At 74.2% G+C, this 24551-nt stretch carries 20 protein-coding genes; 12 read left to right on the forward strand and 8 right to left on the reverse strand.

The features are described 5' to 3' along the window. Window position 1: 1 nt before the first annotated feature. Window positions 2-1300: a DUF58 domain-containing protein gene (locus tag EF879_RS16655; protein ID WP_123559989.1), complete on the forward strand. Its 1299-nt coding sequence runs from the start codon at window positions 2-4 to the stop codon at window positions 1298-1300. 148 nt (window positions 1301-1448) lie between these two features. Continuing rightward, window positions 1449-3932, forward strand: a complete 2484-nt coding sequence (locus EF879_RS16660; RefSeq protein WP_123559614.1) for a DUF3488 and transglutaminase-like domain-containing protein — start codon at window positions 1449-1451, stop codon at window positions 3930-3932. 489 nt (window positions 3933-4421) lie between these two features. Here the strand turns inward: EF879_RS16660 and EF879_RS16665 are convergent, their stop codons facing one another. Further along, window positions 4422-4805, reverse strand: coding sequence for a DUF3040 domain-containing protein (locus tag EF879_RS16665; protein WP_123559616.1), 384 nt, complete (start codon window positions 4803-4805; stop codon window positions 4422-4424). Window positions 4806-4944: 139 nt separating this feature from the next. Beyond that, window positions 4945-6177, reverse strand: a complete 1233-nt coding sequence (gene dinB, locus EF879_RS16670; RefSeq protein ID WP_123559618.1) for a DNA polymerase IV — start codon at window positions 6175-6177, stop codon at window positions 4945-4947. Window positions 6178-6376: 199 nt separating this feature from the next. Here dinB and EF879_RS16675 point away from each other — a divergent pair, with 199 nt between their 5' ends. Beyond that, window positions 6377-7381, forward strand: coding sequence for an aldo/keto reductase (locus tag EF879_RS16675; RefSeq protein WP_123559620.1), 1005 nt, complete (start codon window positions 6377-6379; stop codon window positions 7379-7381). Window positions 7382-7464: 83 nt separating this feature from the next. Here the strand turns inward: EF879_RS16675 and EF879_RS16680 are convergent, their stop codons facing one another. Then, window positions 7465-8739 carry an alkaline phosphatase family protein gene (locus tag EF879_RS16680; RefSeq protein WP_370375520.1) on the reverse strand — a complete coding sequence of 425 codons (1275 nt, stop codon included), beginning with the start codon at window positions 8737-8739 and terminating at the stop codon, window positions 7465-7467. Window positions 8740-8954: 215 nt separating this feature from the next. Then, window positions 8955-9737 carry a methyltransferase domain-containing protein gene (locus EF879_RS16685; RefSeq protein ID WP_123559622.1) on the reverse strand — a complete coding sequence of 261 codons (783 nt, stop codon included), beginning with the start codon at window positions 9735-9737 and terminating at the stop codon, window positions 8955-8957. A 129-nt stretch (window positions 9738-9866) separates the two neighbouring features. Between EF879_RS16685 and EF879_RS16690 the strand changes: the two genes are divergently transcribed. The 5 genes from EF879_RS16690 to EF879_RS16710 are packed head-to-tail and all read left to right on the forward strand — an operon-like array spanning window position 9867 to window position 14176. Next, window positions 9867-10427 (forward strand): RNA polymerase sigma factor, encoded by a 561-nt coding sequence (locus EF879_RS16690; protein ID WP_199736469.1) that lies wholly within the window; start codon window positions 9867-9869, stop codon window positions 10425-10427. After that, window positions 10424-11317 carry an anti-sigma factor gene (locus EF879_RS16695; protein ID WP_123559626.1) on the forward strand — a complete coding sequence of 298 codons (894 nt, stop codon included), beginning with the start codon at window positions 10424-10426 and terminating at the stop codon, window positions 11315-11317. Before EF879_RS16690 ends, EF879_RS16695 begins: the two co-directional genes overlap by 4 nt. Next, window positions 11314-12090, forward strand: a complete 777-nt coding sequence (locus EF879_RS16700; RefSeq protein WP_123559628.1) for an ATP-binding cassette domain-containing protein — start codon at window positions 11314-11316, stop codon at window positions 12088-12090. The genes EF879_RS16695 and EF879_RS16700 overlap by 4 nt, the downstream gene beginning before the upstream one ends. Next, entirely contained in the window at window positions 12087-13541 is a 1455-nt protein-coding gene (locus tag EF879_RS16705; protein ID WP_233604522.1) for an ABC transporter permease, read from the forward strand. The genes EF879_RS16700 and EF879_RS16705 overlap by 4 nt, the downstream gene beginning before the upstream one ends. Beyond that, a complete protein-coding gene (locus EF879_RS16710) occupies window positions 13538-14176 on the forward strand; it encodes a hypothetical protein (protein WP_123559995.1) in 639 nt (212 codons plus the stop codon). The genes EF879_RS16705 and EF879_RS16710 overlap by 4 nt, the downstream gene beginning before the upstream one ends. A 23-nt stretch (window positions 14177-14199) precedes the next feature. Here the strand turns inward: EF879_RS16710 and EF879_RS16715 are convergent, their stop codons facing one another. Next, window positions 14200-17559, reverse strand: coding sequence for an error-prone DNA polymerase (locus EF879_RS16715; RefSeq protein ID WP_123559630.1), 3360 nt, complete (start codon window positions 17557-17559; stop codon window positions 14200-14202). A 21-nt stretch (window positions 17560-17580) separates the two neighbouring features. Beyond that, on the reverse strand, window positions 17581-19197 hold the full coding sequence (locus tag EF879_RS16720) for a DNA polymerase Y family protein (protein WP_123559632.1): 1617 nt from the start codon (window positions 19195-19197) through the stop codon (window positions 17581-17583). 165 nt (window positions 19198-19362) lie between these two features. Here EF879_RS16720 and EF879_RS16725 point away from each other — a divergent pair, with 165 nt between their 5' ends. The 4 genes from EF879_RS16725 to EF879_RS16740 all read left to right on the forward strand — a co-directional run bounded on the left by EF879_RS16725 (window position 19363) and on the right by EF879_RS16740 (window position 22777). After that, the gene (locus EF879_RS16725) at window positions 19363-19788 is read left to right on the forward strand and encodes a PadR family transcriptional regulator (RefSeq protein ID WP_158624191.1); all 426 of its coding nucleotides are present in this window, start codon (window positions 19363-19365) and stop codon (window positions 19786-19788) included. Beyond that, a complete protein-coding gene (locus tag EF879_RS16730) occupies window positions 19785-20489 on the forward strand; it encodes an RDD family protein (RefSeq protein WP_123559637.1) in 705 nt (234 codons plus the stop codon). The genes EF879_RS16725 and EF879_RS16730 overlap by 4 nt, the downstream gene beginning before the upstream one ends. Then, window positions 20482-21771: an alpha/beta fold hydrolase gene (locus tag EF879_RS16735; RefSeq protein ID WP_123559639.1), complete on the forward strand. Its 1290-nt coding sequence runs from the start codon at window positions 20482-20484 to the stop codon at window positions 21769-21771. The genes EF879_RS16730 and EF879_RS16735 overlap by 8 nt, the downstream gene beginning before the upstream one ends. A 172-nt stretch (window positions 21772-21943) precedes the next feature. Beyond that, window positions 21944-22777, forward strand: coding sequence for an LppX_LprAFG lipoprotein (locus EF879_RS16740; protein WP_123559641.1), 834 nt, complete (start codon window positions 21944-21946; stop codon window positions 22775-22777). Between the two features lie 152 nt (window positions 22778-22929). Here EF879_RS16740 and EF879_RS16745 read toward each other — a convergent pair whose 3' ends face one another. Together EF879_RS16745 and EF879_RS16750 are read right to left on the reverse strand one after the other, a co-directional pair. Next, a complete protein-coding gene (locus EF879_RS16745) occupies window positions 22930-23646 on the reverse strand; it encodes a hypothetical protein (protein WP_123559643.1) in 717 nt (238 codons plus the stop codon). 150 nt (window positions 23647-23796) lie between these two features. Beyond that, complete coding sequence (locus tag EF879_RS16750; RefSeq protein WP_123559645.1) at window positions 23797-24246, reverse strand: SAV_6107 family HEPN domain-containing protein; 450 nt, start codon at window positions 24244-24246, stop codon at window positions 23797-23799. Window positions 24247-24551 lie beyond the last annotated feature (305 nt).

Below are 24551 nucleotides of genomic sequence, written 5' to 3' on the forward strand. Positions count from 1 at the left end.
GGTGCGCGAGGCCCTGCGCGGGCTCACCACCCGGGGCCGGTCCTTCCTGGCCGCCGCCCTCGCGGCCGCGCTCTCCGCCCTGCTCCTCGGCGAGAAGGACCTGCTCCGGGTGGCGATCCTGCTCGGTGTGCTGCCGCTGCTGGCCGCGCTCTACGTCGGGCGCAGCCGCTACAAGCTCGCCTGCAGCCGGTCCCTGCAGCCGCACCGGGTGCCGGTCGGCGCCAGCTCCCGGGTGGTGCTCCGGCTCCAGAACATGTCCCGGCTGCCCACCGGGACACTGCTGCTGGAGGACCGACTCCCGTACGCGCTCGGCAGCCGTCCCCGGGTGGTGCTGGAACGGCTCGGCGCCCACCAGGCCAGCTCGGTGGCCTACACGGTCCGGGCCGACATCCGGGGTCGCTACGAGGTCGGCCCGCTGGTCATCCGGCTCACCGACCCGTTCGGCCTCTGCGAGCTGACCCGCGCCTTCCCCAGCGTCGACTCGCTCACCGTCATCCCGCAGGTCACCCCTCTCCCCTCGGTCCGGCTGACCGGCGAGTACGCCGGCACCGGCGAGAGCCGGGCCCGCTCGGTTGCCGTCCACGGCGAGGACGACGCGGCGACCCGGGAGTACCGGCGCGGCGACGACCTGCGCCGGGTGCACTGGAAGTCGACCGCGCGCACCGGCGAGCTGATGGTCCGCCGCGAGGAGCAGCCCTGGGAGAGCCGCGCCACGGTCGTCCTGGACACCCGGTCCTTCGCGCACCGCGGCGAGGGTCCGACCGCCAGCTTCGAGTGGGCCGTCTCGGCGGCGGCCAGCATCGCGGTGCACCTGCGGCAGGCCGGCTACAAACTGCGGCTGGTCAGCGACTCCGGAATCGACATCACCGCCAACGAGGCCGGTGGTGAGGGCCTGCTGCTCGACCGCCTGGCCGAGGTCCGGCTCAACAAGCACGCCGACGTGGCGACGCTGGTCGAGCGGGTCCGGCAGCGCTCGGACGGAGGGCTGGTGATTGCTCTCCTCGGCGCCCTGACCACCACCGAGGCCGAACTGCTCGCCGGCCTGCGCGGCAGCGGCGCCACCTGCATCGCGTTTCTCATCGACAGCTCGACCTGGCTCAACCTCACCCCCGAGGTGAGGGCGGAGGCGAACCACGCGCACGCCGCCGCGGCCCTCGGACTGATGCAGAGCGGCTGGCGGGTGGTCAGTGTCGAGCACGGCAGCAAGCTGCCGGCGCTCTGGCCGCAGGCCGCCCGGGGCTCGCAGGGCTTCGCCTGGCGGGCCGTGCTCGCCGAGACCGTTGCCGGCGGTGTGCGATGAGCCGCCCCGGACCGGCCGCGGCCGGGGACGGCCACCGGAGGGCCCGGTCCGCCGGTGCCACCACGACACGACGGGAGACCGGAGCCGCCACGACACGACGGGAGACCGGACGCGACGGTCGGGACGCCGACCGGGACGGGAGTACGTCATGAGGGGACGCCGTCACCTGGGATTCGTCGCCGCCGTGGCGACCCTGCTGGCCGCCGCCCCGCTCGCGACGATCTACGAGCGGTGGACCTGGCTGGTGCAGTGTGTCATCGTCGTCGCCCTGATCAGCGGGGCCGCGACGCTCGCCCGGTGGTGGCGGGCGCCGGTCTGGGCGCAGATCGTGAGCATGCTCGGCGCGTTGCTGTTCGGCCTCACCTGGATCTTCCCCAGCGGCGCCGAACTGCTGAACCTGATCCCCATGCCGGCCACGGTCCAGCACTTCGGCGCGCTGGTCACCGGCTCCGCCCAGGACATGCGGACCTACGGCGTCCCGGTGCAGGACGTCGACTCCCTGTTGTTCATCACCGTGCTCGGGGTCGGCGGGGTGGCGATCGTGGTCGACCTGCTCACCGTCACCCTACGCCGTCCGGCGCTGGCCGGGCTCCCGATGTTGGCGATCTACTCGGTGCCGGTGGCGGTGCACGTCGACAGCGTCTCGGCGGTCCCCTTCGCCATCGGCGCGGCGGGATTCCTGTGGTTGCTCGCCGCCGACAACGTCGACCGGGTGCGTCACTTCGGCCGCCGGTTCACCGGCGACGGACGCGACGTGGACGTGTGGGAGCCGTCCCCGCTGGCCGCGGCGGGCCGCCGGCTGGCGGTGGTCGGCGTGGTGGTGGCGGTGGCGCTGCCGCTCGCCGTACCGGGCATGACGTCAGGGCTGCTGAGCCGGATCGGCCCCGGCGGCAGCGGCCAGGGCAACGGGCTCAGCGGCTCCGGCGGCTCCCCGGGCCGGGTCAACCTCTTCGCCGCGCTCAGCGGGGAACTCACCCGCTCCGAGATCCGGGACATGGTCAAGGTGACCACCGACGATCCCAGCCCGTTCTACCTGCGGTTCGCGGTCGCCGACGACATGCGCCGCACCGGGGTCGCCACGCGTACGCCGAACGGCATGCCGGTCACCCGGGGCATGGTCGACCCGCGCAACACCGGACGGACCATCGAGGGCATCACCCACCACGCCTACCAGGCCAACGTCGAGATCATCGACTTCAACATGCCGTTCCTGCCGGTGTACGCCGAGCTGGTCAGCATGAGCGGCGTGGACAGCACCTGGCTCTACGACGAGAGCATGCAGGTCGTCTTCTCCAACCGGTCCTCGTCGCAGAAGCGGAAGTACTCCTTCGAGTACGTGCGCGCGGAGTACACGCCGCAGGCGCTGGCCGCCGCACCGTCGCTGCCCCCGGAGCACGCGATGCGCCAGCTCTACACCGAGGTCGACCAGGTGCGGGAGGTCGACGACCTCGTCGCGCGGCTCATCCGCGGCAAGCGGACCGACTACGACAAGGTCCGGGCGATCTTCGACTACTTCTCCCGCGACAACGGGTTCAGCTACAGCGTGAGTACCGAGGGCGGGGTCAGCGGGCAGGACATCGTCAACTTCCTCACCACCAAGGTCGGCTTCTGTCAGCAGTACGCCGCCGCGATGACCTGGCTGGTCCGGGCCGCCGGCATTCCGGCGCGGGTCGCGTTCGGGTTCACCAACGGCACCAACCGGCAGGAGAACACGTACACGCTGACCAACCTGAACCTGCACGCCTGGACCGAGGTCTACTTCACCGACATCGGTTGGGTGCCGTTCGACCCGACGCCGGCCGCGAGCATCCCCGGTTCGGCCCGGTCCCGCTCGGCCTGGGCGCCGGACGTCGACGCACCGGACCCGGTGACCAGCGCGCCCGCCACCGGCGGGAACCCGGAGACGGACGCGTCGGCCGGCCCGACCGAGGACAACCGGCCCGAGCGCGCCGTCGACGAGAATCTTGGCGAGATCACCGGGCCGGTCGCGCAGCGTGGACCCACCTGGCCGCTCTGGGTGGCGGCCGGGGCGCTCCTGCTCGTCCTGCTGCTCAGCCTGCCGGCGCTACGCCGGGAGCTGCTGCGCCGGCGGCGGCAGCGACGGACCACGGCGGCGGCCAGTGCGGCCCCCACGGCGGTGGGCGAGGCCCCGCCCGGGGTGGCCCGGGTTCTGCTCAGCGACGGCGAGCTGGCCCGAGCCCGGGCCGACGCGCACGCCGCCTGGGACGAGTTCATCGACACCCTGGTCGACTTCCGGGTCCGGGTGGACCCAACCGAGACCCCCCGGGCCACGGCCGAACGCCTGGTCGCCGACGGGCTCACCACGGGCCCCGCCGAGGAGGCGGTACGCCTGCTCGGCCGGGCCGAGGAACGGGCCCGGTACGCCCGGGAGCCGCTGCGCCAGCACGCCCCGCTGGACGACGCGCTTCGCGCGGTACGCCGCGCGCTGCGCAGCCAGGCGGACCGGCGGACCCGGATCGTGGCGGCGGCCCTTCCGCCGTCGGTGCTGAACCGCTGGCGGTCGACGCTCATGGACGTCTCGGCCGGGGTGGTCGGCCGCAGCAGCCGGGTACGGGACCGGCTGCTGCGCTGGAATCCGCGCCGGGTCCTCGCCAGCCGCCCGTCTCGCTGACCAGCCTGCGCGCCGTACGGCCCTCGGCGCTCGCCACGCCGTGTCCCGGTTCGGTGCCGCGGAGCGCTCCGCCGGGGGCCGCCCGGCAGCCGTCAACCGGCGGACGACCGGCAGCCGGGCGTCCGCCCCGGCCCAGCGGTGCCCCGAGGCGCGACACCGGCGGGGACGGGCGGACGTGCCCGGAGGCTCGCCGCCGGTCGGAGCCGGGCGGCGAGGTGAGGCGTCGTCGGGTCGACGGCGAATTGACGCGTCGTCGGCCGACGGTACGGAAAACAGAATCGGTCGAGGGTGAAGATCAGAAGGATCGGCGGGTGGCCGGGACGATCCGCCGGCTCGGCGGAGCAGGATCGCTACCAGGGTCCGATCACGCCCGGACGGCGGATACCGGACCCGGCGGCTGATCAGGGGCGCAGGGGACTACACGTTCGTCGCCGGGACGAAGCCGGCGGGACCCCGCCGGCGGCCTGGGCCGTCGGCCGGGTGACACGGTCAGCGGTGGCCCTCCGGCCGCTGACGCCACCTCTCCTCCAGCCGGTCGACCAGAGACAGGCGTCGCCCGCGGAACCGACGGCTGGTGGTGCCGCCCACGACGTGCAGATCCGGCGACTGCGCCCGCCGCTGCGACAGCATCGCGAACGCGGCCGAACCGAGCATCACCACGAAGCCCGCTACTCCGAGCAGCGGGGTTTTGCTCACCGTGCCGTAGACGACCAGTGCAAGGCCAGCGATGATCCCGCTGACCGCGACGAGCAGACGACGCCGCGCCTGGAAGCGCGGGTCGGTGGCGCGCACAGCCGAGGCGAACTTTGGGTCCTCGGCGAGCGACTGCTCGATTTGTTCGAACAGCCGCTGCTCGTGCTCAGAGAGCGGCACGGCACTCCTCCCCGGTCACGTTGGTCGGCCCGGTCGGGCCGACAGACCGTGGCAGCCAACCGGCTGCTTACCCGCCAGTCTACGAGGGGGGTCGCGGGTCGGAAAGCGGGACGACCCATGGCCGCGCCGGTTTTTCCGGCTACCGCAGGTCATCACGCCCCAACAGGCTCGCCGGCCGCACCACCGCCCGGCCGAATCGGGCGGCGGCGGCGTCCACGGCTGCCTCCGCCTCGCGCCAGCCGTGCTCCGGCGCGCCGAGCGCGAGCTGCTGGGGCGTCCCGTCCGCCGCGCTGAGCCCCTCCACCCGGACGCCGATGAGGCGAATCCGGTCAGTCGGACCGAGCGCGGTGAAAAGCGACCAGGCCGTGTCGAAGATCTCCCGGGCGACGTCGGTCGCCTCCTGGGTGCGGGACCGGTTGACGGTACGGAAGTCGGCGAACCGTACCTTGATCGAGATCGTCCGGCCCACCTGGTTGGCCCGGCGCAGCCGGGTGCCGACCTTGTCGGCGAGGGCGAGCAACGCCCGCCGGATGGCCTCGGGGTCGGCCAGGTCGGTGTCGAAGGTGACCTCGGCACCGATCGACTTCTCCACCTGTTCCGGGGAGACCGGGCGCGGATCCCGCCCCGCGGCCAGCTCGTGCAGGTGCGTCGCGGCGGCCTCGCCCAGCCCGCTGCGCAGCAGGCCGATCGGCGCCGCGGCGATGTCACCGATGCGGGTCAGGCCGAGCCGGCGCAGGGTCTGGGCGGCCCGCTCCCCCACCCCCCACAGCGCCTCGACCGGCAACGGATGCAGGAACTCCAGCACCCGGTCGGCCGGCACCACCACGAGGCCGTCCGGCTTGGCCCGGCTGGAGCCGAGCTTGGCCACGAACTTGGTCGGCGCCACCCCCACCGAGCAGGTCAACCCCTCCTGCTCGGCGACCCGGGCCCGGATCAGCCGGGCGATCTCGGCCGGCCCGCCGAACAGCCGGCGGGCCCCGGAGACGTCGAGGAACGCCTCGTCGACGGAGAGCTGCTCGACCAGCGGCGTGACGTCCCGGAGGATCTCCATCACCGCCTGGGAGGCGGCCGAGACCGCGGCGAAGTCGGGTGGCAGGAAGACCGCCCTCGGGCAGAGGGCCCGAGCCCGGGCCATCGGCATGGCGCTGCGGACGCCGTACGCCCGGGCCTCGTAGCTGGCGGAGCTGACCACGCCGCGCGGGCCCATCCCGCCGACCACGACGGGCCGACCCCGCAGGTCGGGACGGCGTCGGACCTCGACGGCGACGAAGAACGCGTCCATGTCGACGTGCAGGATCGGTGAGCCGGAGTCGTCGGCGTCCGGACCGAAGCGCGGGTCGTTCCCGCGCGGCACCGACTGGCTGCGACCCATGCCCGCAGGCTAGCGCCCAGGTACGACGGTCCCTCGGGCCGCGCCCGACGATCGTGGCCCGGGCCGCTCCCGGCGATCGTGGCCCGGGCCGCTCCCGGCGATCGTGGCCCGGGCCGCGACGGCGACCGGAAAAGTCAGGTGCCGGATCACGAAACGGGTCGATAACGTGAAACGGTTTTCCGCGCGGAAAGGAACATGGATGGAAACGCTGCCGCTCGGCAACACCGGTGAACGGGTGAGCCAGCTCGCGCTCGGGTGCATGCTGATGGGGACGATGGCCGACGAGGAGACGTCGTTCCGGATCCTCGACCGCTACCTCGACGACGGCGGAAACTTCCTCGACACCGCGAACTGTTACGCCTGGTGGCCCGGTCCCGCCTTCCGGGGTGGGGAGAGCGAGAGCCTGCTCGGCCGCTGGTTCGCCCGGACCGGCCGGCGGGACGAGGTCTTCCTCGCCACCAAGGGCGGCGCCTGGATCCGGGACCTGGCCGAGGTGCGGGCCCACCCGGACGATCCCGGGGCGGCCGCGCGCCAGTACGAGGGCGCCGGTGGGCAGACCCTGCGCCGAGCCCTCGACGACAGCCTCCGTCGGCTCGGCACCGACCACGTCGACCTCTACTACGTGCACGTCGACGACCGGAACACGCCGCTGGAGGAGACGCTGGAGGCCCTCGCCGACCTGGTCGCGGCCGGCAAGACCCGGTACGTGGGCTGGTCCAACGTCCGTACCTGGCGGCTGGAGCGGATCCGCCAGCTCGCCGAGCGGCACGGGTGGCCGGCACCGGTCGCGGTCCAGCAGCAGCACTCGTACCTGCGTCCCCGCCCCGGCGCCGACACGACCTCCATCGTGGACGACGAGCAGCTCGACTACCTGCGGACCCACGATGACCTCACCCTGGTCGCGTACTCCCCGATCCTGAAGGGCAGCTACGACGACCTGACCAAGCGTCGCGAGCACCACGTGATGGAGTCGTACCGGGGACCGGACTCCGACGCCCGGTTCGCCATGGTCGCCGAGATCGCCGCCGAACTCGGCGTGACCGGAAACCAGGTGGTGCTCGCCTGGCTCCGCCAGCAGCGGGATCCACGCCTGGTCACCCTCGTCGGCGTCCGCACCCTCGAGCAGTACGCCGCGGCGGTGCGCTCGCTCGACGTCCAGCTGACCGAGGACCAGATGACCCGGCTGGCCGAGGCCGGCGCCTGAGCCGCCCTCGAACACGAACCGGCGCGTGCCGGGCCGGATCAAGGGAGCACCGATCCGGTCCGGCCCGGTACCGCTCGGTCCGGCTAGCCGCGGGACCGGCGGACCACCAGCAGCGGGACGGTCATCTCGGTCGCCGTACACGAGCCGTGGTACGCGACCAGGCGGGCCTCGATCGGGTTCTCCGTCGAGGCGACCACGACGGCCGGCGCCACACACACCGCCACCACGTCACCGATCCGGGCCAGGTGCGCCTCCGGCACCGACCCGAACCAGCCGGCGGCCACCGCCTCATCCCGGGTGACGACCCACGCACCGGCTCCCAACACCTCCGTCCAGGTGGCCACGACGTCGTCGACCGCACCCGGCTCGGTGTGCAGGTAGCGGACTCGGGCCTCCCCGGCGACCACCCGCACCCCGGCACGCAGCCGCGGGTCGGTGTCGAGGTCGAACCGCGCCTCCGCCGGGATGTCGAGCTGCCCGTGGTCGGCGGTGACCAGCAGGGCGGCGTCCGGCGGCAACCCGTCGACCAGCCGGGCGAGCAGCCGGTCCACCTCGGCGACGGCGGCACGCCACTCGGCCGTGTCGACGCCGTTCTGGTGCCCGTACCGGTCGACGTCCGGGTGGTAGCCGTAGACCAGCGTCGGCCCCGTCCCGGCGCGCAACGCGGCGAGCATCTCGTCGGCCAGCGCGTCGACGCCGACCGCGCCCCGGTGCGTACCCGCCCGGTACGCCGCCAGGCTGAGCCCGGTCCCGGCCAGCTCGGGACGGCTCACCAGGCTCACCGCGACCCCCGCCGCCTCGGCCCGCTCGAACTGGGTCGGCAGCGGCTGCCAGCGCCGGGGATCGGGGTCCTCGACCGTCGGCCAGCCGTCGCGACCTCGGCCCGGCTCACCCCCACCGCCGGCGGCCGGGTCCACCGACGACCGGGCCGGTTGCTCCCCCACCGACGACCTCGGCTGTTCCTCCGTACCGGTGGTCTCCGCCGTGCCGGTGGTCGGCCAGGTGCCGCCCGGACGGTCTCCGCCGACCGGGGAGGCCGGGCCGCCGCCGGGGAAGCCCGGCCCGGCCACCGGCGACCTCGGCCAGTCGATGTGGGTGAGGACCCGGTCGGTCCCCGGGATGTTGAGCCGGAACCCGAGCACACCGTGCGCGCCCGGGGTCGCCCCGGTGCCCAGCGTCACCAGACTCGTCGGGGTGGTCGAGGGGAAGCCCGAGGTCAGGGGCCGACCGAACCGGTGCGCCAGGTCGGCCAGGGTCGGGGCGTACGGCGCCGCGACCGGAATCTGGTACCAACCGAGCCCGTCGAGCAGCAGGACGGCGATCCGGCGTACCCCGGCCAGCGGGCCGGTCAGCCCCAGCGGGTCGGCGAAGCGGGGAACACCGAACGCCGACGCGCGTCCCCGGGGCGGGGAGCCCGGCCCGGCCGGCGCCCCGAGCACCGCCAACACGCTCGGCAGCACGTCGGCCAGGCTGCCGCCGACGTAGTGTGGCCGGACCACCTCGAGCGGGTCGGCGGCCCCGAGCGGGACGGTCACCTCATCGCCTCCCCCGCCCGACACGCCGACCACCCCGGTCACTCCGGACGGCGGGCGAAGAGGTGCAGCTGGGCGGCGACGTCCCGGTACGGCGGCCGGGCCGCGGCGGCCAGCTCCAGCTCCAGCAGCGCCTGCGGGTCCGTCTCGGCGGCCACCGCCGGGACGAGGTCGGCGAAGACCCGTACGCCGTGGATCTGCTCCACCTCGAGGCCGGCGGCGCGCAGCAGCGCGGCGGCGCTGTCGGCGTCGTACCGGCGCCGCAGGGTGTCCCGCGGCCCGGCGCGGCCGTCCGGGTCGGCCAGAAGCGCCGCGGCGACGTCGAGGTGCCCGTTCGTCACCCGGCTGAGGACGGCGGCGGCCCGGCTCGCGACCAGCAGGCTCGCCGCGCCGCCGGGACGCAGCGCGGCGGCGACCGCGGCGACCACCCCTGCCGGGTCGTCGACGACCTCCAGGACGGCGTGGCACAGCACCAGGTCGACGCTGGCCGGCTCCACGAGGTCGGCAAGGGCGTCCCCGTCGCCCTGCACCGCGGAGACCCGCTCGGCCACCCCGGCCTCGGCGGCCCGCCGGGTCAGCGCGGCGAGCGCGTCGGGGCTGGCGTCGACCACCGTCACCCGGTGCCCCGCCTCGGCCAACGGCACCGCGAAGCCGCCGGTGCCGCCGCCAACGTCGAGAACGCTGAGCCGGCGGTCCGCCTGCCGGTCGAGTTCGCGGCGCAGGACGGCCCAGACCACGGCGGTACGGGGAGTGGCCTGCGGTCCGGCGGTCGACGAGGCCCGACCGGTCGGTACGCCCTCCGACCGGTTCTCTGTTCGCTCCACGCGACGAGCGTAAGCCACCCACGGAATTCGGCTCGCCGGCCGCCGGCGACCCCGGTCCGGCCGCCGGCTCACCCGAACGCGCCGGGTGGGCGGAGAACCGTTCCGACGCCGGCTGCGTCCTACCGTCACGTGATGGAACTCGGCGACGAGGAGCTGTTACGCCGCGTCGGCTCCGGCGACCGACGGGCGTTCGAGATCTTCTACGCCCGGCACGCGCCCTGGCTGACCCTGCGGCTGCGCCGCCGGTGCCGGGACCCGGAACTCGTCGCCGACCTGCTCCAGGAGACGTTCCTCACGATCTGGCGGGCGGCGGACGGCTACCGGGGAAGTGGTGAGGTGGTCGGCTGGGTCTGGACCATCGCCGTGCGGCGTCTGATCGACGCCAGCCGGCGGGCGTTGGCCCGGCCGAGGACCGCCGTCGGCACCGACGACCTCAACGAGGACCGGGCGCCGTGGGCGGAACTCGTCCGGTCACCGTCCGCGGAGGAGGAGGCCATGCGCAGGACGTACGACGGGAGGCTGGCGCAGGCGCTGCGTCGGCTCTCCCCGGAACTGCGGGCGGTGCTGCAGGCGACGGTCCTCGATGGGTTGACCGTCCGGGAGACCGCCGTTCTGCTCGGGGTGCCGGAGGGGACGGTCAAGACCCGGGCGATGCGGGCTCGGCGCGAACTTCGGGCGGCCCTGTCGTGACGGGCACGCACCTGGACGACGGGGTGCTCCGCGCGTACGCCGAGGACCGGCTCGCCGACGTCGACGCCTGGTCGGTCGAGACCCACCTGGACCGCTGCCCGCTCTGCCGGGGGCGGCTGCCACTGGACGAGACGACCGGACGGATCGTCGCCGAGGTCGGCGCAGCGCTGCGCGACCGGCTGACCGTCGCCGACCCACTCCCCCGGCCCTCGGCGTCGAAACCCGCCGGGGTGCCGACGCCGGCGCCCGCCGGCTGGGCGAGACCGGGATCCGCCGGACGGTCACGGCGGGGGCGGGTCCGTCCCGGGACCCGGTGGCGGCGCAGCGCCGTGCTGCTCGGCGCCGGGCCGGCGGCCCGGGCCGGCTGGCTCGGCTCGGTCGCGGTCACCCTCGCCCTGGTCGCGGCGGTCGCCGCCAACATCGCGCCGGTGAAGGCCTGGGTACTGCTGCTGGTCGCACCGGTGCTGCCGGTGCTCGGCGTCGCCTCGTCGTACGGCCGACACACCGATCCGCTGCACGACCTCGTCGCCAGCACGCCGTACGCCGGGCTGCGGATCGTCCTGTGGCGGACCCTGTCGGTGCTGGCGGTCGCCATACCGATGAGCCTGGTCGCCGGGGCGGTCTCCGGGATCGGCGTACCCGGGTTGTGGCTGCTACCCAGCCTGGCGTTGACCGTGCTGACCCTCGGCCTCGGCGCGGTGGTCGAGCCGTACCGGGCCGGGATCGGGGTGGCCGTCGGCTGGGCGGTGCTGGTGCTGGCGCCGGTCGGCGGTGACCGGCTGGTCGCCCCGGTGGCCGTACCGGGATGGTTGGCCGTCGTGGCGGTGGCCGTGCTGGTGGCGGGAGCCCGGACGGCCCGGGACCGGATGAGGGGAGAGGTGACCGGATGACGGTCGGGATCAGCGCTACCGCCACGGTCAGCGTCACCGGGCTACGGGTCGGGTACGGCCGTCGGGTTGTCCTCGACGGGCTGGACCTGGAGCTGACCCCCGGCGTACACGGACTGCTCGGGCCCAACGGCGCCGGCAAGACCACCCTGATCCGGGTGCTGGCCACCGTCGCCCGCCCCGAGCGGGGCCGGGTACGGCTGCTCGACGAGGACATCACCGACCGGGCGGCGCTGCGCCGGATCCGTCGACGGTTGGGCTACCTGCCGCAGGACTTCGGCTTCTACCCCCGGTTCACGGTGCGGGAGTTCGTCGAGTACTTCGCCTGGCTGCGGGAGGTGCCTCGGGCCGAGGTGCCGCTCGCGGTCGACCGGGCGCTGGACCGGGTCGGGTTGCTGGACCGGGCCGACGACCGGATGAGGCACCTCTCCGGCGGCATGCTGCGCCGGGCCGGGATCGCCCAGGCGATCGTCAACGACCCGCGTCTGCTGCTGCTCGACGAGCCGACCGCCGGCCTCGACCCGGAGCAGCGGGTCGAGTTCCGGGCCCTGCTGCGAGAGCTGGGGATCGACGCGTGTGTTCTGGTCAGCACCCATCTGGTCGAGGATGTCGGCACCGCCTGCGCCCGGGTGAGCCTGCTCGACGGCGGCCGGCTCGTCTTCACCGGTACGACCGAGGAGCTGGTCGCGGCCGGTGTCGACGGCGGCAGCGGCGACTCCCCGATCGAACGCGGCTACACGGCGGTGCTGCGCGGCGCCCGGGCGGAGCAGCGATGAACGGTCCGGACGACCCGACGGTGAACGGTCCAAACGACCCGATGACGGCCGGACGGCCGGGCCGCCGGACCTGGCTGGTGGAGCGCCGGTCCCGCCGACCGGAGCAGCGGACGCGGCCGGCGAGGCGCCGACCGCGGCTGGTGGGTCCGCTCCGGGTCGAGCTACGCCGCGGTACGGCAGCGACGACGTTCCCGGTGATGGTCGGTGCCGGCGTCTGGGTGCTGGCCGTACACCCGGAGGACTGGGGTGGCCGGTGGAGCGCCCTCGCCAGCTATCTCCGGATGTCGATGCTGGTCCTCTGCGCCCTGATGGTCGCCGCCGGCGCCTGGCAGGCCGGTCGGGAACGGCGCCGCCGGATGGATGAGCTGCTCGGCTCGACGCCCCGGCCGGCGTGGCAGCCCCTGGTGGTGGCCTGGTTGGCGGTCTCGCTCGCCGGCACCGCCGGGCTGCTGCTCGCGTTCGGCGGGGCAGCGGTGCTGGTCGCCCGGGTTGCGACGTTCGCCGACAGCGGCTGGTGGTGGACGGTCGCCGTGGGTGTCCTCGGGCTCTGGGCCGCGACCGCGCTCGGCGTGCTGGTCGGGCGGACCGTGCCGCTGCGGGTGGCCGCCCCGGTCGCCGGGCTGGTCACCTATGTCGGGCTCGCCATCCCCGGCTATCTCCGGGGATCAGGGTGGAACTGGCTCTCTCCGATGCACGACAACCTCCTCGCCGGGCGGCGTCTGCCGGAGCACCTCCACCTGCTGCAGGCGGGCTGGTTCGTGGCGCTGACCGGAGTGCTGCTCGCCCTCGCCGCCCGACGGCGGCTGGCGGCGCTGCTCTGCGCCGCGCTGGCGGTCGCGGTGGCGCTGCCGATCGGCACCGGCCCGGGTCCCGACCGGCTGCGGGCCGATCCGGGTGCGGTCGAGCCGGTCTGCACCAGGACCGGGCCGGAGGTCTGCGTCGCCCGGATCAACGGTTTCCTCCTCGACGACGTCGCCGCGCTGGTCCAGCCGGTGCTGCACCGACTGGCCGGGGTTCCCGGCGCACCGACCCGGGCCGCCGACGACCTCACCCAACCCGACGGGGCGACCGATCCGGTGGCGGACGGCACGATCTGGCTGAACCTGCAGAACCAGGCGACCGCGACCGGCGAGGGCGTGGCGAACAGCGACTGGCTCCGCGCCGCTTTTCACTCGCTGGTCTTTCCCCTCTGTCTCTACCGGCGCGGCGAACCGGACCAGCGGGTCGACCAGGTGACGTGGGTGGCCGGGGAGTGGCTGCTCACCGAGTGGCCACCGACTGCTTCCGAGGGCCGACCCCTCTTGGCGCAGCAGCGCACCCAGGAGACGTTGCTGGAGCGGCTGCGGGCGCTCCCGGAGGCGGAGCAGCGGGATTGGTTCGGGAGATTCCTGGCCGCCGCCCACCGCTGCGACGAGCAGCGGCTGATCGGGCTCGGGGAGGAGTTGTGGTGAGCGGCCGACTGCTCCGGCTACACCTGCGGGCCCGGCGCGCCCCGACGTTCCTGGCCGGGGTCGGTGTGGTCGCGGTACTGGCCTGGATTGGCGGGAACTGGTTGGCCAGTCGCCCGTACTTCGACGGCCCGGCCGCCCGGATCCCGGTCGTCACGCTCGCTCCCCTGCTCGGCGCGACGCTGCTCGCCCCGACCCTGGGTGGAGCCGACGAGGAACTGGAACGCGGGACACCACTGCCCTGGCCCCGGTGGCGGCTCGGGCACGTCCTGCTCGGCGCCACGCTGATCGGCGGCACGCTGATGTTGGCCGGGCTGCGGACGCCCGAGGTCTTCGGCGCGTACGCCCTGCTGCGCAACACCCTGGGCTGTGTCGGTCTGGTCGCCGGGGCCGCGGTGTTGCTGGGCGCCCGGCTGGCCTGGGTCGCCGCGTTCGGGTACGTCTGCGCCGTCTACGCCGCGGCACCCCGGCAGATCGGTGGCGCCGCCGGGGTGTGGGCCTGGCCGGTCCAGCCCTCCGCCGTGGGGTCCTCGTGGGTGGTCGCGCTCGTGCTCCTGGTCGTCGGCACCGCCGGCTACCGCCGATGGGGCGCCCGGGCCGGAGTAAGGAAGGGCCCCTTTATCTACAAAAAGCGATAACAAGGGGCCCTTCCTTACACCCCTCAGCGGAAGTCGCGGGACGCAGGGCTGACCGGCGGGGTGATCGGGTCGAGCCGGTCCGCGGCCAGGTTGGTCACCCCGTCGTACCTCTCCAGGCGTCCGCGTACGACCAGCGCGGCGCTGGTCCGGGCCACCGTCCGGTACCGCTGCCACAGTCCCGGCGAGCAGCTCACGTTGAGCATGCCGGTCTCGTCCTCCAGGTTCAGGAAGGTCACCCCACCCGCCGTGGCGGGTCGCTGCCGGTGGGTGACGATGCCGCCGACCCGGACCCGCCGCCCGGCCTCGACCTGGGCCAGCCTCGCGATCGGCACCGCGCCGAGGGCGTCGAGCTGGTCCCGGACGAACCGGGCGGGGTGGCTCTCCGGGGAGAGCCCGGTGGCCCAGACGTCGGCGACCAGCCGGTCGACGGCCTCCATCCCGGGCAGGGCCGGCGCCGCCGCCCCGGTGACGGTGCCGGGCAGCCGGTCCGGCCGCTCCTGGGCCGCCGCGCCGGCCGCCCAGAGCGCCGCCCGCCGGGACAGCCCGAAGCAGGCGAAGGCGTCCGCGGTCGCCAACGCCTCCACCTGCGCGGCGGTCAGCCCGACCCGGCGGACCAGGTCGGGCATGTCCCGGTACGGCCCGTGCGCCCTCCGCTCCTCCTCGATCTTCTTCGCCAGCTCGTCGCCGAGGGTACGCACGCTGGACAGCCCGAGCCGGACCGCCGGACCGCCCAGCCCCCACCGGGGCGGCGGCTCCCCCGGCGCGCTGCCCCACCGGGTCTGCGGGGTGGACTCCAGCTTCGCCTTGGCGTCGCTGGCGTTGATGTCCGGACGGCGTACCTCGACGCCGTGTCGGCGGGCGTCGTCGACCAGGGTCTGCGGCGAGTAGAACCCCATCGGCTGGGCGTTGAGCAGCGCGGCGAGGAACGCCGCCGGGTGGTACCGCTTCAGCCAGGAACTGGCGTAGACCAGGTACGCGAAGCTCATCGCGTGGCTCTCCGGGAAGCCGTAGCTGGCGAAGGCGGCGAGCTTGCGATACACGTCGTCGGCGACCTCGCCGGTGATCCCCCGTTCGGCCATCCCGGCGTAGAGCCGGTCCCGGATCGCCGCCATCCGCTCGGCGGAGCGTTTCGCGCCCATCGCCCGGCGCAGTTCGTCGGCGCCACCGGCGTCGAAGCCGGCCAGGTCGATCGCGAGCTGCATCAGCTGTTCCTGGAACAGTGGCACCCCGAGGGTCTTCTCCAACGCGTTGCGCATCAGCGGATGCGGGTACGTCACCGGCTCCTGCCCGTTGCGCCGCCGGATGTACGGGTGCACCGAGCCGCCCTGGATCGGACCGGGCCGGATCAGCGCCACCTCGACCACCAGGTCGTAGAAGCACCTCGGCTTCAGCCGGGGCAGGGTGGCCATCTGGGCCCGGCTCTCCACCTGGAACACCCCGACCGAGTCGGCCCGGCGGAGCATCTCGTAGACCTCCGGGTCGTCCAGCGACATCTCGCTCAGGTCGAGGGAGGACTCGATCATGTCGTACGCGTAGTGCAGCGCCGACAGCATGCCGAGGCCGAGCAGGTCGAACTTGACCAGGCCGACGCTGGCGCAGTCGTCCTTGTCCCACTGCAACACGGTGCGGCCCGGCATCCGGCCCCACTCCACCGGGCAGACCTCGATCACCGGCCGGTCGCAGATCACCATCCCGCCGGAGTGGATCCCGAGATGCCGGGGGAAGGTCTGTAGTTCGTTGGCGTACGCGACGACGTGCTCCGGGATGCCGTCGACGTCCACCGCCGCGATCTCGCCCCAGCGGTCGATCTGCTTGCTCCAGGCGTCCTGCTGCCCCGGGGAGAAGCCGAACGCCTTGGCGATGTCCCGCACCGCCGAGCGCGGCCGGTACGAGATGACGTTGGCGACCTGGGCGGTGTGCTCCCGGCCGTACTTCCGGTAGACGTACTGGATCACCTCCTCCCGGCGATCGGACTCGATGTCGACGTCGATGTCCGGTGGACCATCGCGTTCCGGGGCGAGGAAACGCTCGAAGAGGAGTCGGTGCCGGACCGCGTCCACGTTGGTGATCCCCAGCGCGTAGCAGACCGCCGAGTTCGCCGCCGAGCCACGCCCCTGGCAGTAGATGTCGTTGGCCCGGCAGAACGCCACGATGTCGTAGACCACCAGGAAGTAGCCGGGGAAACCCAGCTCCTCGATCATCCTCAGCTCGTGTTCGAGCTGTCGGTACGCCTCCGGATGCGCCTCGGGCGGGCCGTACCGCCGCAGCGCGCCGTCCATGGTCAGCTTCCGTAGCCAGCTCATCTCGGTGTGCCCGGGCGGCACCGGGTAGTCCGGCAGTCGCGGCGCGACCAGGTTGAGGTCGAAGGCGAGTGCGGCGCCGAACTCGGCGGCCCGGGCGACCGCGCCGGGGTACGCGGCGAACCGGGCCGCCATCTCGGCCCCGCTGCGCAGGTGGGCGGTGCCGGCGGCGGGCAGCCAGCCGTCGAGTTCGTCGAGGCTGCGCCGGGCCCGGATCGCCGCCAGCGCGGTGGCCAGGCGTCGCCGGGCCGGGGTGGCGTAGTGCACGTTGTTGGTGGCGACGGTGGGCAGGCCGGCGGCGGCGGCCAGTTCGGCGAGCGCGTCGTTGCGATCCCCGTCGGTCGGGTCACCGTGGTCGGTCAGCTCGACAGCCACGGCATCCCGGCCGAACAGCGCGGTCAGCCGGCCCAGTTCCCGGGCGGCCGCCTCGACCCCCTCGGTGAGCAGCGCCGCCGGCACGTGGCCCTTGCGGCACCCGGTGAGCACCAGGACGTGGTCCTTCAGCTCGGCGGCCACCTGCTCCAGGCTTCCGTAGTCGGGGCGGCCCTTCTCGCCGCCGCGCAACTGGGCCCGGGCGATGGTGGCGCTCAGCCGGGCGTACCCCTCCGGGCCGTGGGCGAGGACCAGCAGGTGCCGGCCGAGGGGGTCCGGCTCCCCGTTCTGCGGTCCGGGGAGCCCCAGCGACAGTTCGGCGCCGATGATGGTGGGGAGCCGCAGCGCGCGGGCCGCCTCGGCGAACCGCACCACCCCGTAGAAGCCGTCGTGGTCGGTCACCGCCAACGCGGTCAGGCCGAGCCGGGCCGCCTCCTCGGCCAGCTCCTCGGGATGGCTGGCCCCGTCCAGGAAGCTGAAGTTGGTGTGCGCGTGCAGTTCGGCGTACGGCACCGTGCCCTCGGCCGGGGTGGTCGGCGGCTCCGGCGGGACGTACCCGGGCCGACGGCGGTCGCCGCCCGGGCCGGACCGGTCGGACCCGTCGGCGGCGAGCGGGTCCACCACCCGGAGGTGCCCGCCACGGCCGGCGGGACGGCCGGAGAGCACGCGTTCCAGCTCGGACCAGGGCAGGTCGGGGTTATGGAAGCTCATCGGTACCTCGTCCCGGGCCGGTCAGTCATAGATGGCCTCCACCCACCAGCGACCGCCGGCGAGGGCGAGCAGCAGCGCCGTACCGTCGGCGAGGCACACCTGGAACCGGGCCCGCCGGTTGGCCTCGGCCGGCGCCCACCAGCGCTCGTCGACCGGCCAGGGGCCGGCCCAGCTGACGATCTCCACCGGACTCCGGATGTCGAGTACCGACGGACCGGGGCCGGCGCCCGCCGTACCGGCTGCCGGGGGGTCGACCGCGAACCGGGCCGGCGGGGCGCTGACCTCCAGCCGGGCGGTCACCCGGACCGGCTCGCCGGCCGCGTCGACCACGGTGACCGGCATCGGCACCGGCAGTACGACGGCCGGGGCGGGCGGCGGCAGTCGGCCCGGCCACGGCGGGGCCGCCGGTCGGCCGGGAACCCGCTCGTCACCCCACGGCACCAGCCGGACCTGGTCGGCCGGGGACCGCCCGCCGCCGAGCACCGCGGTGACCACCGCCTCGGGCCCGAGGATGCCCTGTACCCGGTTCAGCGCCCGGTGTGCCCGCTCGCGTTCCGCCCCCGTCTCGCCCCAGAGCCCGGGTTGCAGGCCGAGGTGGGCCAGCACGCCGTCGGGAACCAACCGCAGCCGGATGATCCCGGCGGTCGGGCGGGCGGGGCCGGGTCGACCGGCGCCGGGGCGCCGGCTCGTCCCGGACAGCCAGCCGTCGAGCTGCCAGCGCACCCGGTCGGCGATCGCCGCCGCGGTCAGCAGCCCGTCGTGTCGCCAGACCCGGTGCAGTTCCTGGCCGTGTGCGGTGACCGCCTCGATGACGAGCCGGGTGCAGGCGAGCCCGTGGCCGGCGAGTGTGTCGTGCAGTCGTTCGGCGAGGGACCGGGCGGCGAACGCGGCGGCGTCGACCCGGTCGAGCGGCTCGTCGTACGTCTCGGTCACCGCGAGGTCCGGGGGTGGGCGGCGGACGGCGAGCGGCCGGTGGTCCCGGCCTCCGGCGAGACGGTGGGCCAACGCCCCCTCGAAGCCGAATCGCGCCAGGACGTCCCCGGCGGGCAGCGCCGCGAAGTCGCCGAGGGTCCGCAGGCCGAGCCGGCGCAGCAGGTCGACCAGGTGCGGCCGGCCCAGCGCCTCGATCGGCAGCCCGGCGAGGAACTCGGGGGTGCCGCCGGGGGGCACGATCCGCCCGGTCCGGGCCGCCAGCCCGGCGGCGAAGACGCCGTCGGCGATGCCGAGTTGGCTCTCCACCTCGCAGGTCTGGGCGATGTGCTCGACGATCCGTTCGGCGGCCTGCTCCTCGCTCCCGAAGTAGCGGGTCGGGCCGCGGGCGGCGACCGCGCAGACCCCCGGTCGGATCACCTCGACCCCGGCGACGACCTCCTCGACGGCGGCGACCACCGGCTCGAAGGCGCGGGCGTCCCGGCCGGGGTCGTGCTCCACGACGGTCAGCCGGGGGCAGCGGCTCTGCGCCTCCCGCTTGCGCAGTCCGCGACGTACCCCGTCGGCGCGGGCCGCCTCGGAGCAGGCGACCACCCGGTTGGCGTGCAGCACCGCGACCGGGGTCGTGGCGGGGATCCCGTCGACGATGTCGGCCGCGACCACGGGCCAGTCAGGGCACCAGACCAGCATGGTCCGTACCGGTGCCATGCCCGCACACACCTCCCTTGACCAGCGGATACGCGGAATCTTAGAACGTGTGTTCGATTCCGGTCGGCCCGACCCCGAACCGATCGGATAACTCCCCACCCGTGCCGTTCGTCCCGTCTGGCACATACCTTGTTACGCAAGGTATGCGGTCGTACGATGCTTTCCATGCCGAGACGAGTGGCACTCCCCACCAACCAGCCGGACGACGCGGAGGACCCGGCCAATCAGCACGGGCCGGACGCCCTCGCGCGTCTGCGCCGCGAGCTGGCCCGCGGCACGGCCGAGCTCGCCGTGTTGTCCGTGCTGACCTCTGGTCGCCGCTACGGCTACGAGCTGCTCAAGCTGCTCGAACGGACCGGCGCCGGGGTGCTGGAGGTCAAGGAGGGCACGCTCTATCCGCTGCTGCACCGTCTGGAGGACGCCGGTCAGATCGCGGCCACCTGGGAGGTCGAGGGCCGTGCCCGTCCCCGGAAGTACTACGACATCACGCCGGCCGGCCGGGCTCACCTCGCCGTGCTGCGTGCGGAGTGGACCGAGCTGGTCAACGCCATGCACCGCCTGCTGGACGCGCTGGACAAGGTGGAGAAATGACCGATCAACAGCGGATCGACGACTACGCCGATGAGGTCGTCCGGCGGCTGGTCGCCTCGCCCGACGAACGCCGTCGACGCCGAGCCGAGCTCGTCGGGCACCTGACCGACGCCGCCGAGGCCGGAGAACTCGCCGCGGCGCTGGACCGGCTGGGCAGCCCGGAGTCCGCGGCGAGGTCGTTCGCCGCGGAGCGGACCCGACCCCTCGCCCCCACCGCGCGACGGTTCGCGGCCGTGGCCCTCGACAACCTGCCGCTCATCGGGGTGACGGTCGCGCTGCTCGTCGTCGACGCCGTCCGGGTGCTCAACGAGGGGGGCGGGTTCGCCGCGACCTTCCCACCCATCCCGTACGTCGAGATCGGTGACGTCTGCGTGACCGCCGCACCGCTGCGCTGCGGCGACGAGGCGTACCCGGGTGCCGGCCCGTTCCGCGCGATCGGCGTACCGATCGCGCTCTGCTGGTCGATCCTCGGCCTGGGGATCCTGGAGAGCCGGACCGGCACCACCCCGGGCAAGCGGCTGCTGCGGCTGCGGGTTGTCACCGAGGACGGCCTGCGGGTCACCGTGGGCAGCGCGCTGCTGCGCCGGCTCAGCTTCCTCCTCGGGCCGCTCGCCTGGCTGGACTGGGTACCGCTGCTGTGGGGTGATCGGCGACGCCTGCTCGACCGGGTGAGCGGCACCAAGGTGGTCAGCGATGGGTGAGCCGGAGCGCGCCTCCCGGCCGCGCCGGGTGGTGGCCTGGATCGGCGTGGTACTCGCGGCCCTGGCCGGTGTGCCGGTTGCGTTCGCCGGGCTGCTCGCGACCGCGGCGGCCACCAACAGCCGGGGCGCGGCCATGGTTGGGGCCGCGCTGGCCACGCTGGTCTGCACCGGCGGGCTGGTCTGGCTCGCCGGCCGCTGGATCACCACCCGGCGCCGCACCCGCGGCTGGCTGACCGGAGCGGCCACCACCGTCCCGCTGGTCGGCGTGACGGTCCTGTTCGGCGCGCTGTTCTGCGCGTCGGCGCCGCCCGCCACCCCCTTCCCGCCCACCGACGATGTCCGCTACTGGGAGCTGTCCACCGGGTCACGCATCGCCTACACGCACGTCCCGGCCCGGGGCACGCCCCGCCCCACGCCGGTCATCCTCGTGCACGGTGGACCGGGCGCCCCGGGCGGGCCGCAGGACGCGCTCGCGGCCGTTCTCACCGCCGCCGGCTTCCCGGTGTACGACTACCACCAGGTCGGCGCCGGGCTGTCCGGACGGCTGGCGGACGCCGGAGAATACACGGTGGCCCGGCACGTCGCCGACCTGGAGGCGATCCGGCGGGAGATCGGGGCGGACCGGATCGTCCTGGTCGGTGGCTCCTGGGGCGGTACGCTCATCGCCCACTACCTCGCCGCCCATCCGGACCGGGTGGACCGGGCGGTCGTCGCCTCGCCCGGCCCGATGTGGGGGCCCGCGTTCGCCGGTGCCGACCGGCTCACCGAGGCCGGCTGGCACGACCAGCAGGCCGTCCTGTCCCGCCATCCGCGGTTCCTGCTCGCCCACGCGCTGATGGCGCTGGTCGGCCCGCGCACCGCCCGGACCCTGCTGCCCGACAGACAACTGGACGGCGTGTTCGAGGCGCTGGTCAGTGACCTCGACATGCGCCCCGGATGCGCGACCGCGACCGCGCGCACCGCGCGCGCACCGCGGGGGTTCGGCTTCTGGGCCAACGCGGCGACCTCGTTCGACGCCGAACGGGTGCCCGATCCAAGACCGAAGCTGCGCCAGGCCACCGCGCCGGTGCTGGTGCTGCGCGGCGAGTGCGACTACATCGCCTGGCCGGTCACCCGGGAATACCGGGATGTCCTGCCGAACGCCACCCTGGTCGCCGTCGCCCACGCGGGGCACACCATCACCACCGACCAACCCCAGCGGTACGGCGAACTCGTCCGCGCGTTCCTGCTCGACCAGCCGCTGGCGCAGCCGGCCTATCTCGGCGCGGAACCGCCCTGGTGAGCGTGCGACCCGAGCGACGTGACCCGGCCACGATCGGTGACCTGGGCAAATCCGTTCGGTAGCCGGGACGGGCCCGGTCCACCCCCGGGTGAGTGCAAATCAGCTTGACCGACTGGGCTAACGTGTCGTCGTTACGGGGAATCTCCAAACCTTTCGGGGGAGGCTTTTCATCGTGTCACGTTGGAAGAACGCCGCGGTCCTGTCGGTCTCCGCGCTCACGGTGTTTGCGGTGGCCGCCTGCGGCTCGGACACGGGTTCGTCGTCGAACGAGCCGAAGAAGCCGAGCGTGCTGGAGCTGCTCGCCAGCGACCTCAAGGGCTCGCTGCAGAAGGTCGTCGACACCACCGACAAGGTCGACTCCGTCTCCATCAAGGTGGAGGGCACGGCCGCCAACGAGAAGTTCACGATGCAGGGCGCCCTCGACCTGCGCGACCCGCTCAAGGCCGAGATAACGATGGACGCTCCCGGCGATGGTCCGACGACCGTCCGGATGATCGGCTCCGTCTTCTACGTCGAGGTGCCCGAGGCGGACCGGGCAGACATGGGCGGGAAGCGCTGGATCAAGATGGACCTGGCCGCCGCCGGCGCCCAGGCGGGCATGGAGTTCACCAAGCAGCTCGAGGACATCGACCCGACCAAGCAGGTCAAGACGCTGCTCGCGACCGAGGGGGTCACCGCCCTCGGTGAGGAGACGGTGAACGGGGTCCGTACGGTCCACTACACCGTCACCACCCCGGTGGCGACCTACCTCGGGCAGCTCGACGCCGACGCGCGGAAGGCGGTCGAGCAGGAGCTGACCAAGAGCGGTGTCAAGGACGTCAAGCTCGACCTCTGGGTCGACGAGCAGTACCTGCCGCGCCGGGCGCACGTGGTCATGGGCACGACGAACGACATCACCGTCGACTACACCGACTACGGCAAGCCGGTGACCGTCGAGGCCCCGCCCGCCTCGGAGACCGCCGACCTGGCCGAGATGCTGAAGGGGCTCGGGGACCTCATGAACTGAGTCCGGCCTCGTTGACGTTCCGGCCGTGTTCCGCCCACTCGGGCCACCGAGGGGCGGGGCACGGCCGGACTCGTTTCGACGCCCCGACTCCCGCCGTGGGCACCGGACGATCCGCCCGGTGCCGCGCCACGACCCGAGGGGCCCGGGTAACGTCACCCCGACCGGACGACGGTGAGCGAGCCGCGCCGCGCGGCGGACCCCGCCGGGGCCGGGCCGGCCGTCCCCGTCGACCGGTCGCCCGGCAACCACACCCGAATCTCCTTGGGCCGTACGGCCGCACCCCGACCGCGCGCGGAGATGGTCACCTCCCGGCGGCGTAACCGGCCCCGACCCTGGCCCAGCCCCTCCCACCGGCCACGCCGCACCTGGAGGGTGAGGTCCGCGCCCGTCCAGCGGCCGTACGGCACGAGCACGCTGCCGCGTTGCCGGGCCCGGGCCGCCAACCGGTCGGCGACCGATGCGGAGACCGTGTCGGGCACCGCCGCGACCACGACGTCCACCCCGTCGATCAGGGCGGCGACCACGGTTGCCCACTCCGGACCGGGATGAGGGACGAGGGCGAGTCGGTCCAGCGCGATGCCGAGTTCGGCCGCGGCGACCGCGCCGAGCGCCGGCACACCCACCACGGCGCACCACGACCCGGCCCGGGACGCCTCGACGAGCAGCGCCAGCATCAGCGAGGTACTGCCGCTGTGCCCGGAGTACCCGACCGCGACGGTGCTGCCGCGCCGCAGTCCGCGCCGGGGCAGCAGCCCGGCCAGCTCCGGCAGCACCGGGAGTGTCTGGTGCGGGTCGGTCGACTCCGGGGCACTCGCCGGCCGGACCAGCCCGGCCAGGGCGGCGGAACCGCGCACCATCCGTCCCGCCATCCGTCTGCTCCCCCGTTTTCGTTGCCCGGTCGGTGGTGTCGTGGTCGCGTCCCGTGGCCCGCCGGGATGCCCGGTCGGTGCCGGACACGCCGGACCAGCTCGCGGCACCGTGCCGCGAGCTGCGGCCCCGAGGCTCTGCCTGGTGCGGTGCTAGGCGGCGACGCCGTCGAGCGTCGGCTGATGGGCCACGCCGAGCGTCGCCTCGATCACCGCGACGAACTGTTCGGCCGCGCGAAGCAGGTCGTCGGCCTCCCGGGCGCTCACCACCCGGGGGATGCCGGCCTCGGCGGCGGCCCGCTTGCTCGCGCCGATGGCGAAGTAGTTGGCCCACTCCCCCAGCTCCGGGGCGACGACCACCAGCAGCGCCCAGACGCTGGTGACGCGGTTGCGGCGGTGCGGCGCGGGCCGGGCCCGGGCGGCGAGCAGCGCGGCGGCGGCACGCAGGGCGGCCAGGTGCGCCGCGGCGTACCGCAGCCCGTCGGCTCGGGTCTCGGCGGCTTCCGCCAGCCCCATTCGGGCGATCTTCAGAAGTTGAGCCGGGGTGCGGTGCGGCAGCACGTGCGACGGCACCGTAGGCGCCTGAGCCTGGCTGGTCGGCATGGGACTGTCTCCTCCGCGTCACCCATTCACCACGTCGCCGCCGTAGGACCGACGGTGACGCATCGCTGAGACCACCCGCTACGGAGGGAAGACGCAGCGGTGGCGCCGGCCGGATGTGGACGCTTCCCCACACCACACCCGGCCGGCCGACCGGCGGGGTCGCCGCCCGCCGCCCGGGGGTCGTGGACGGCGGACGACGATCCGCCTCGACGGGCCCGGACTCGCGGCTCCGGAGCCCGTGCGGTCCGCGAAACCGCACTTCGGAGGTGGCGCCGCGAACACCGCCCCCGGTGTCAGCCCGAGTG

The sequence above is a fragment of the Micromonospora sp. HM5-17 genome (genome assembly GCF_003762835.1).
Classification (GTDB): Bacteria; Actinomycetota; Actinomycetes; order Mycobacteriales; family Micromonosporaceae; genus Plantactinospora.

Bases quoted from the DNA above. Each gene is read 5' to 3' on its own strand.
- EF879_RS16660 (WP_123559614.1), top strand. From the start codon at position 1,449: ATGAGGGGACGCCGTCACCTGGGATTCGTCGCCGCCGTGGCGACCCTG.
- dinB (WP_123559618.1), bottom strand. From the start codon at position 6,177: ATGGGTCGCAGCCAGTCGGTGCCGCGCGGGAACGACCCGCGCTTCGGT.
- EF879_RS16675 (WP_123559620.1), top strand. From the start codon at position 6,377: ATGGAAACGCTGCCGCTCGGCAACACCGGTGAACGGGTGAGCCAGCTC.
- EF879_RS16700 (WP_123559628.1), top strand. From the start codon at position 11,314: ATGACGGTCGGGATCAGCGCTACCGCCACGGTCAGCGTCACCGGGCTA.
- EF879_RS16705 (WP_233604522.1), top strand. From the start codon at position 12,087: ATGAACGGTCCGGACGACCCGACGGTGAACGGTCCAAACGACCCGATG.
- EF879_RS16715 (WP_123559630.1), bottom strand. From the start codon at position 17,559: ATGAGCTTCCATAACCCCGACCTGCCCTGGTCCGAGCTGGAACGCGTG.
- EF879_RS16720 (WP_123559632.1), bottom strand. From the start codon at position 19,197: ATGGCACCGGTACGGACCATGCTGGTCTGGTGCCCTGACTGGCCCGTG.
- EF879_RS16725 (WP_158624191.1), top strand. From the start codon at position 19,363: ATGCCGAGACGAGTGGCACTCCCCACCAACCAGCCGGACGACGCGGAG.
- EF879_RS16730 (WP_123559637.1), top strand. From the start codon at position 19,785: ATGACCGATCAACAGCGGATCGACGACTACGCCGATGAGGTCGTCCGG.
- EF879_RS16735 (WP_123559639.1), top strand. From the start codon at position 20,482: ATGGGTGAGCCGGAGCGCGCCTCCCGGCCGCGCCGGGTGGTGGCCTGG.
- EF879_RS16745 (WP_123559643.1), bottom strand. From the start codon at position 23,646: ATGGCGGGACGGATGGTGCGCGGTTCCGCCGCCCTGGCCGGGCTGGTC.
- EF879_RS16750 (WP_123559645.1), bottom strand. From the start codon at position 24,246: ATGCCGACCAGCCAGGCTCAGGCGCCTACGGTGCCGTCGCACGTGCTG.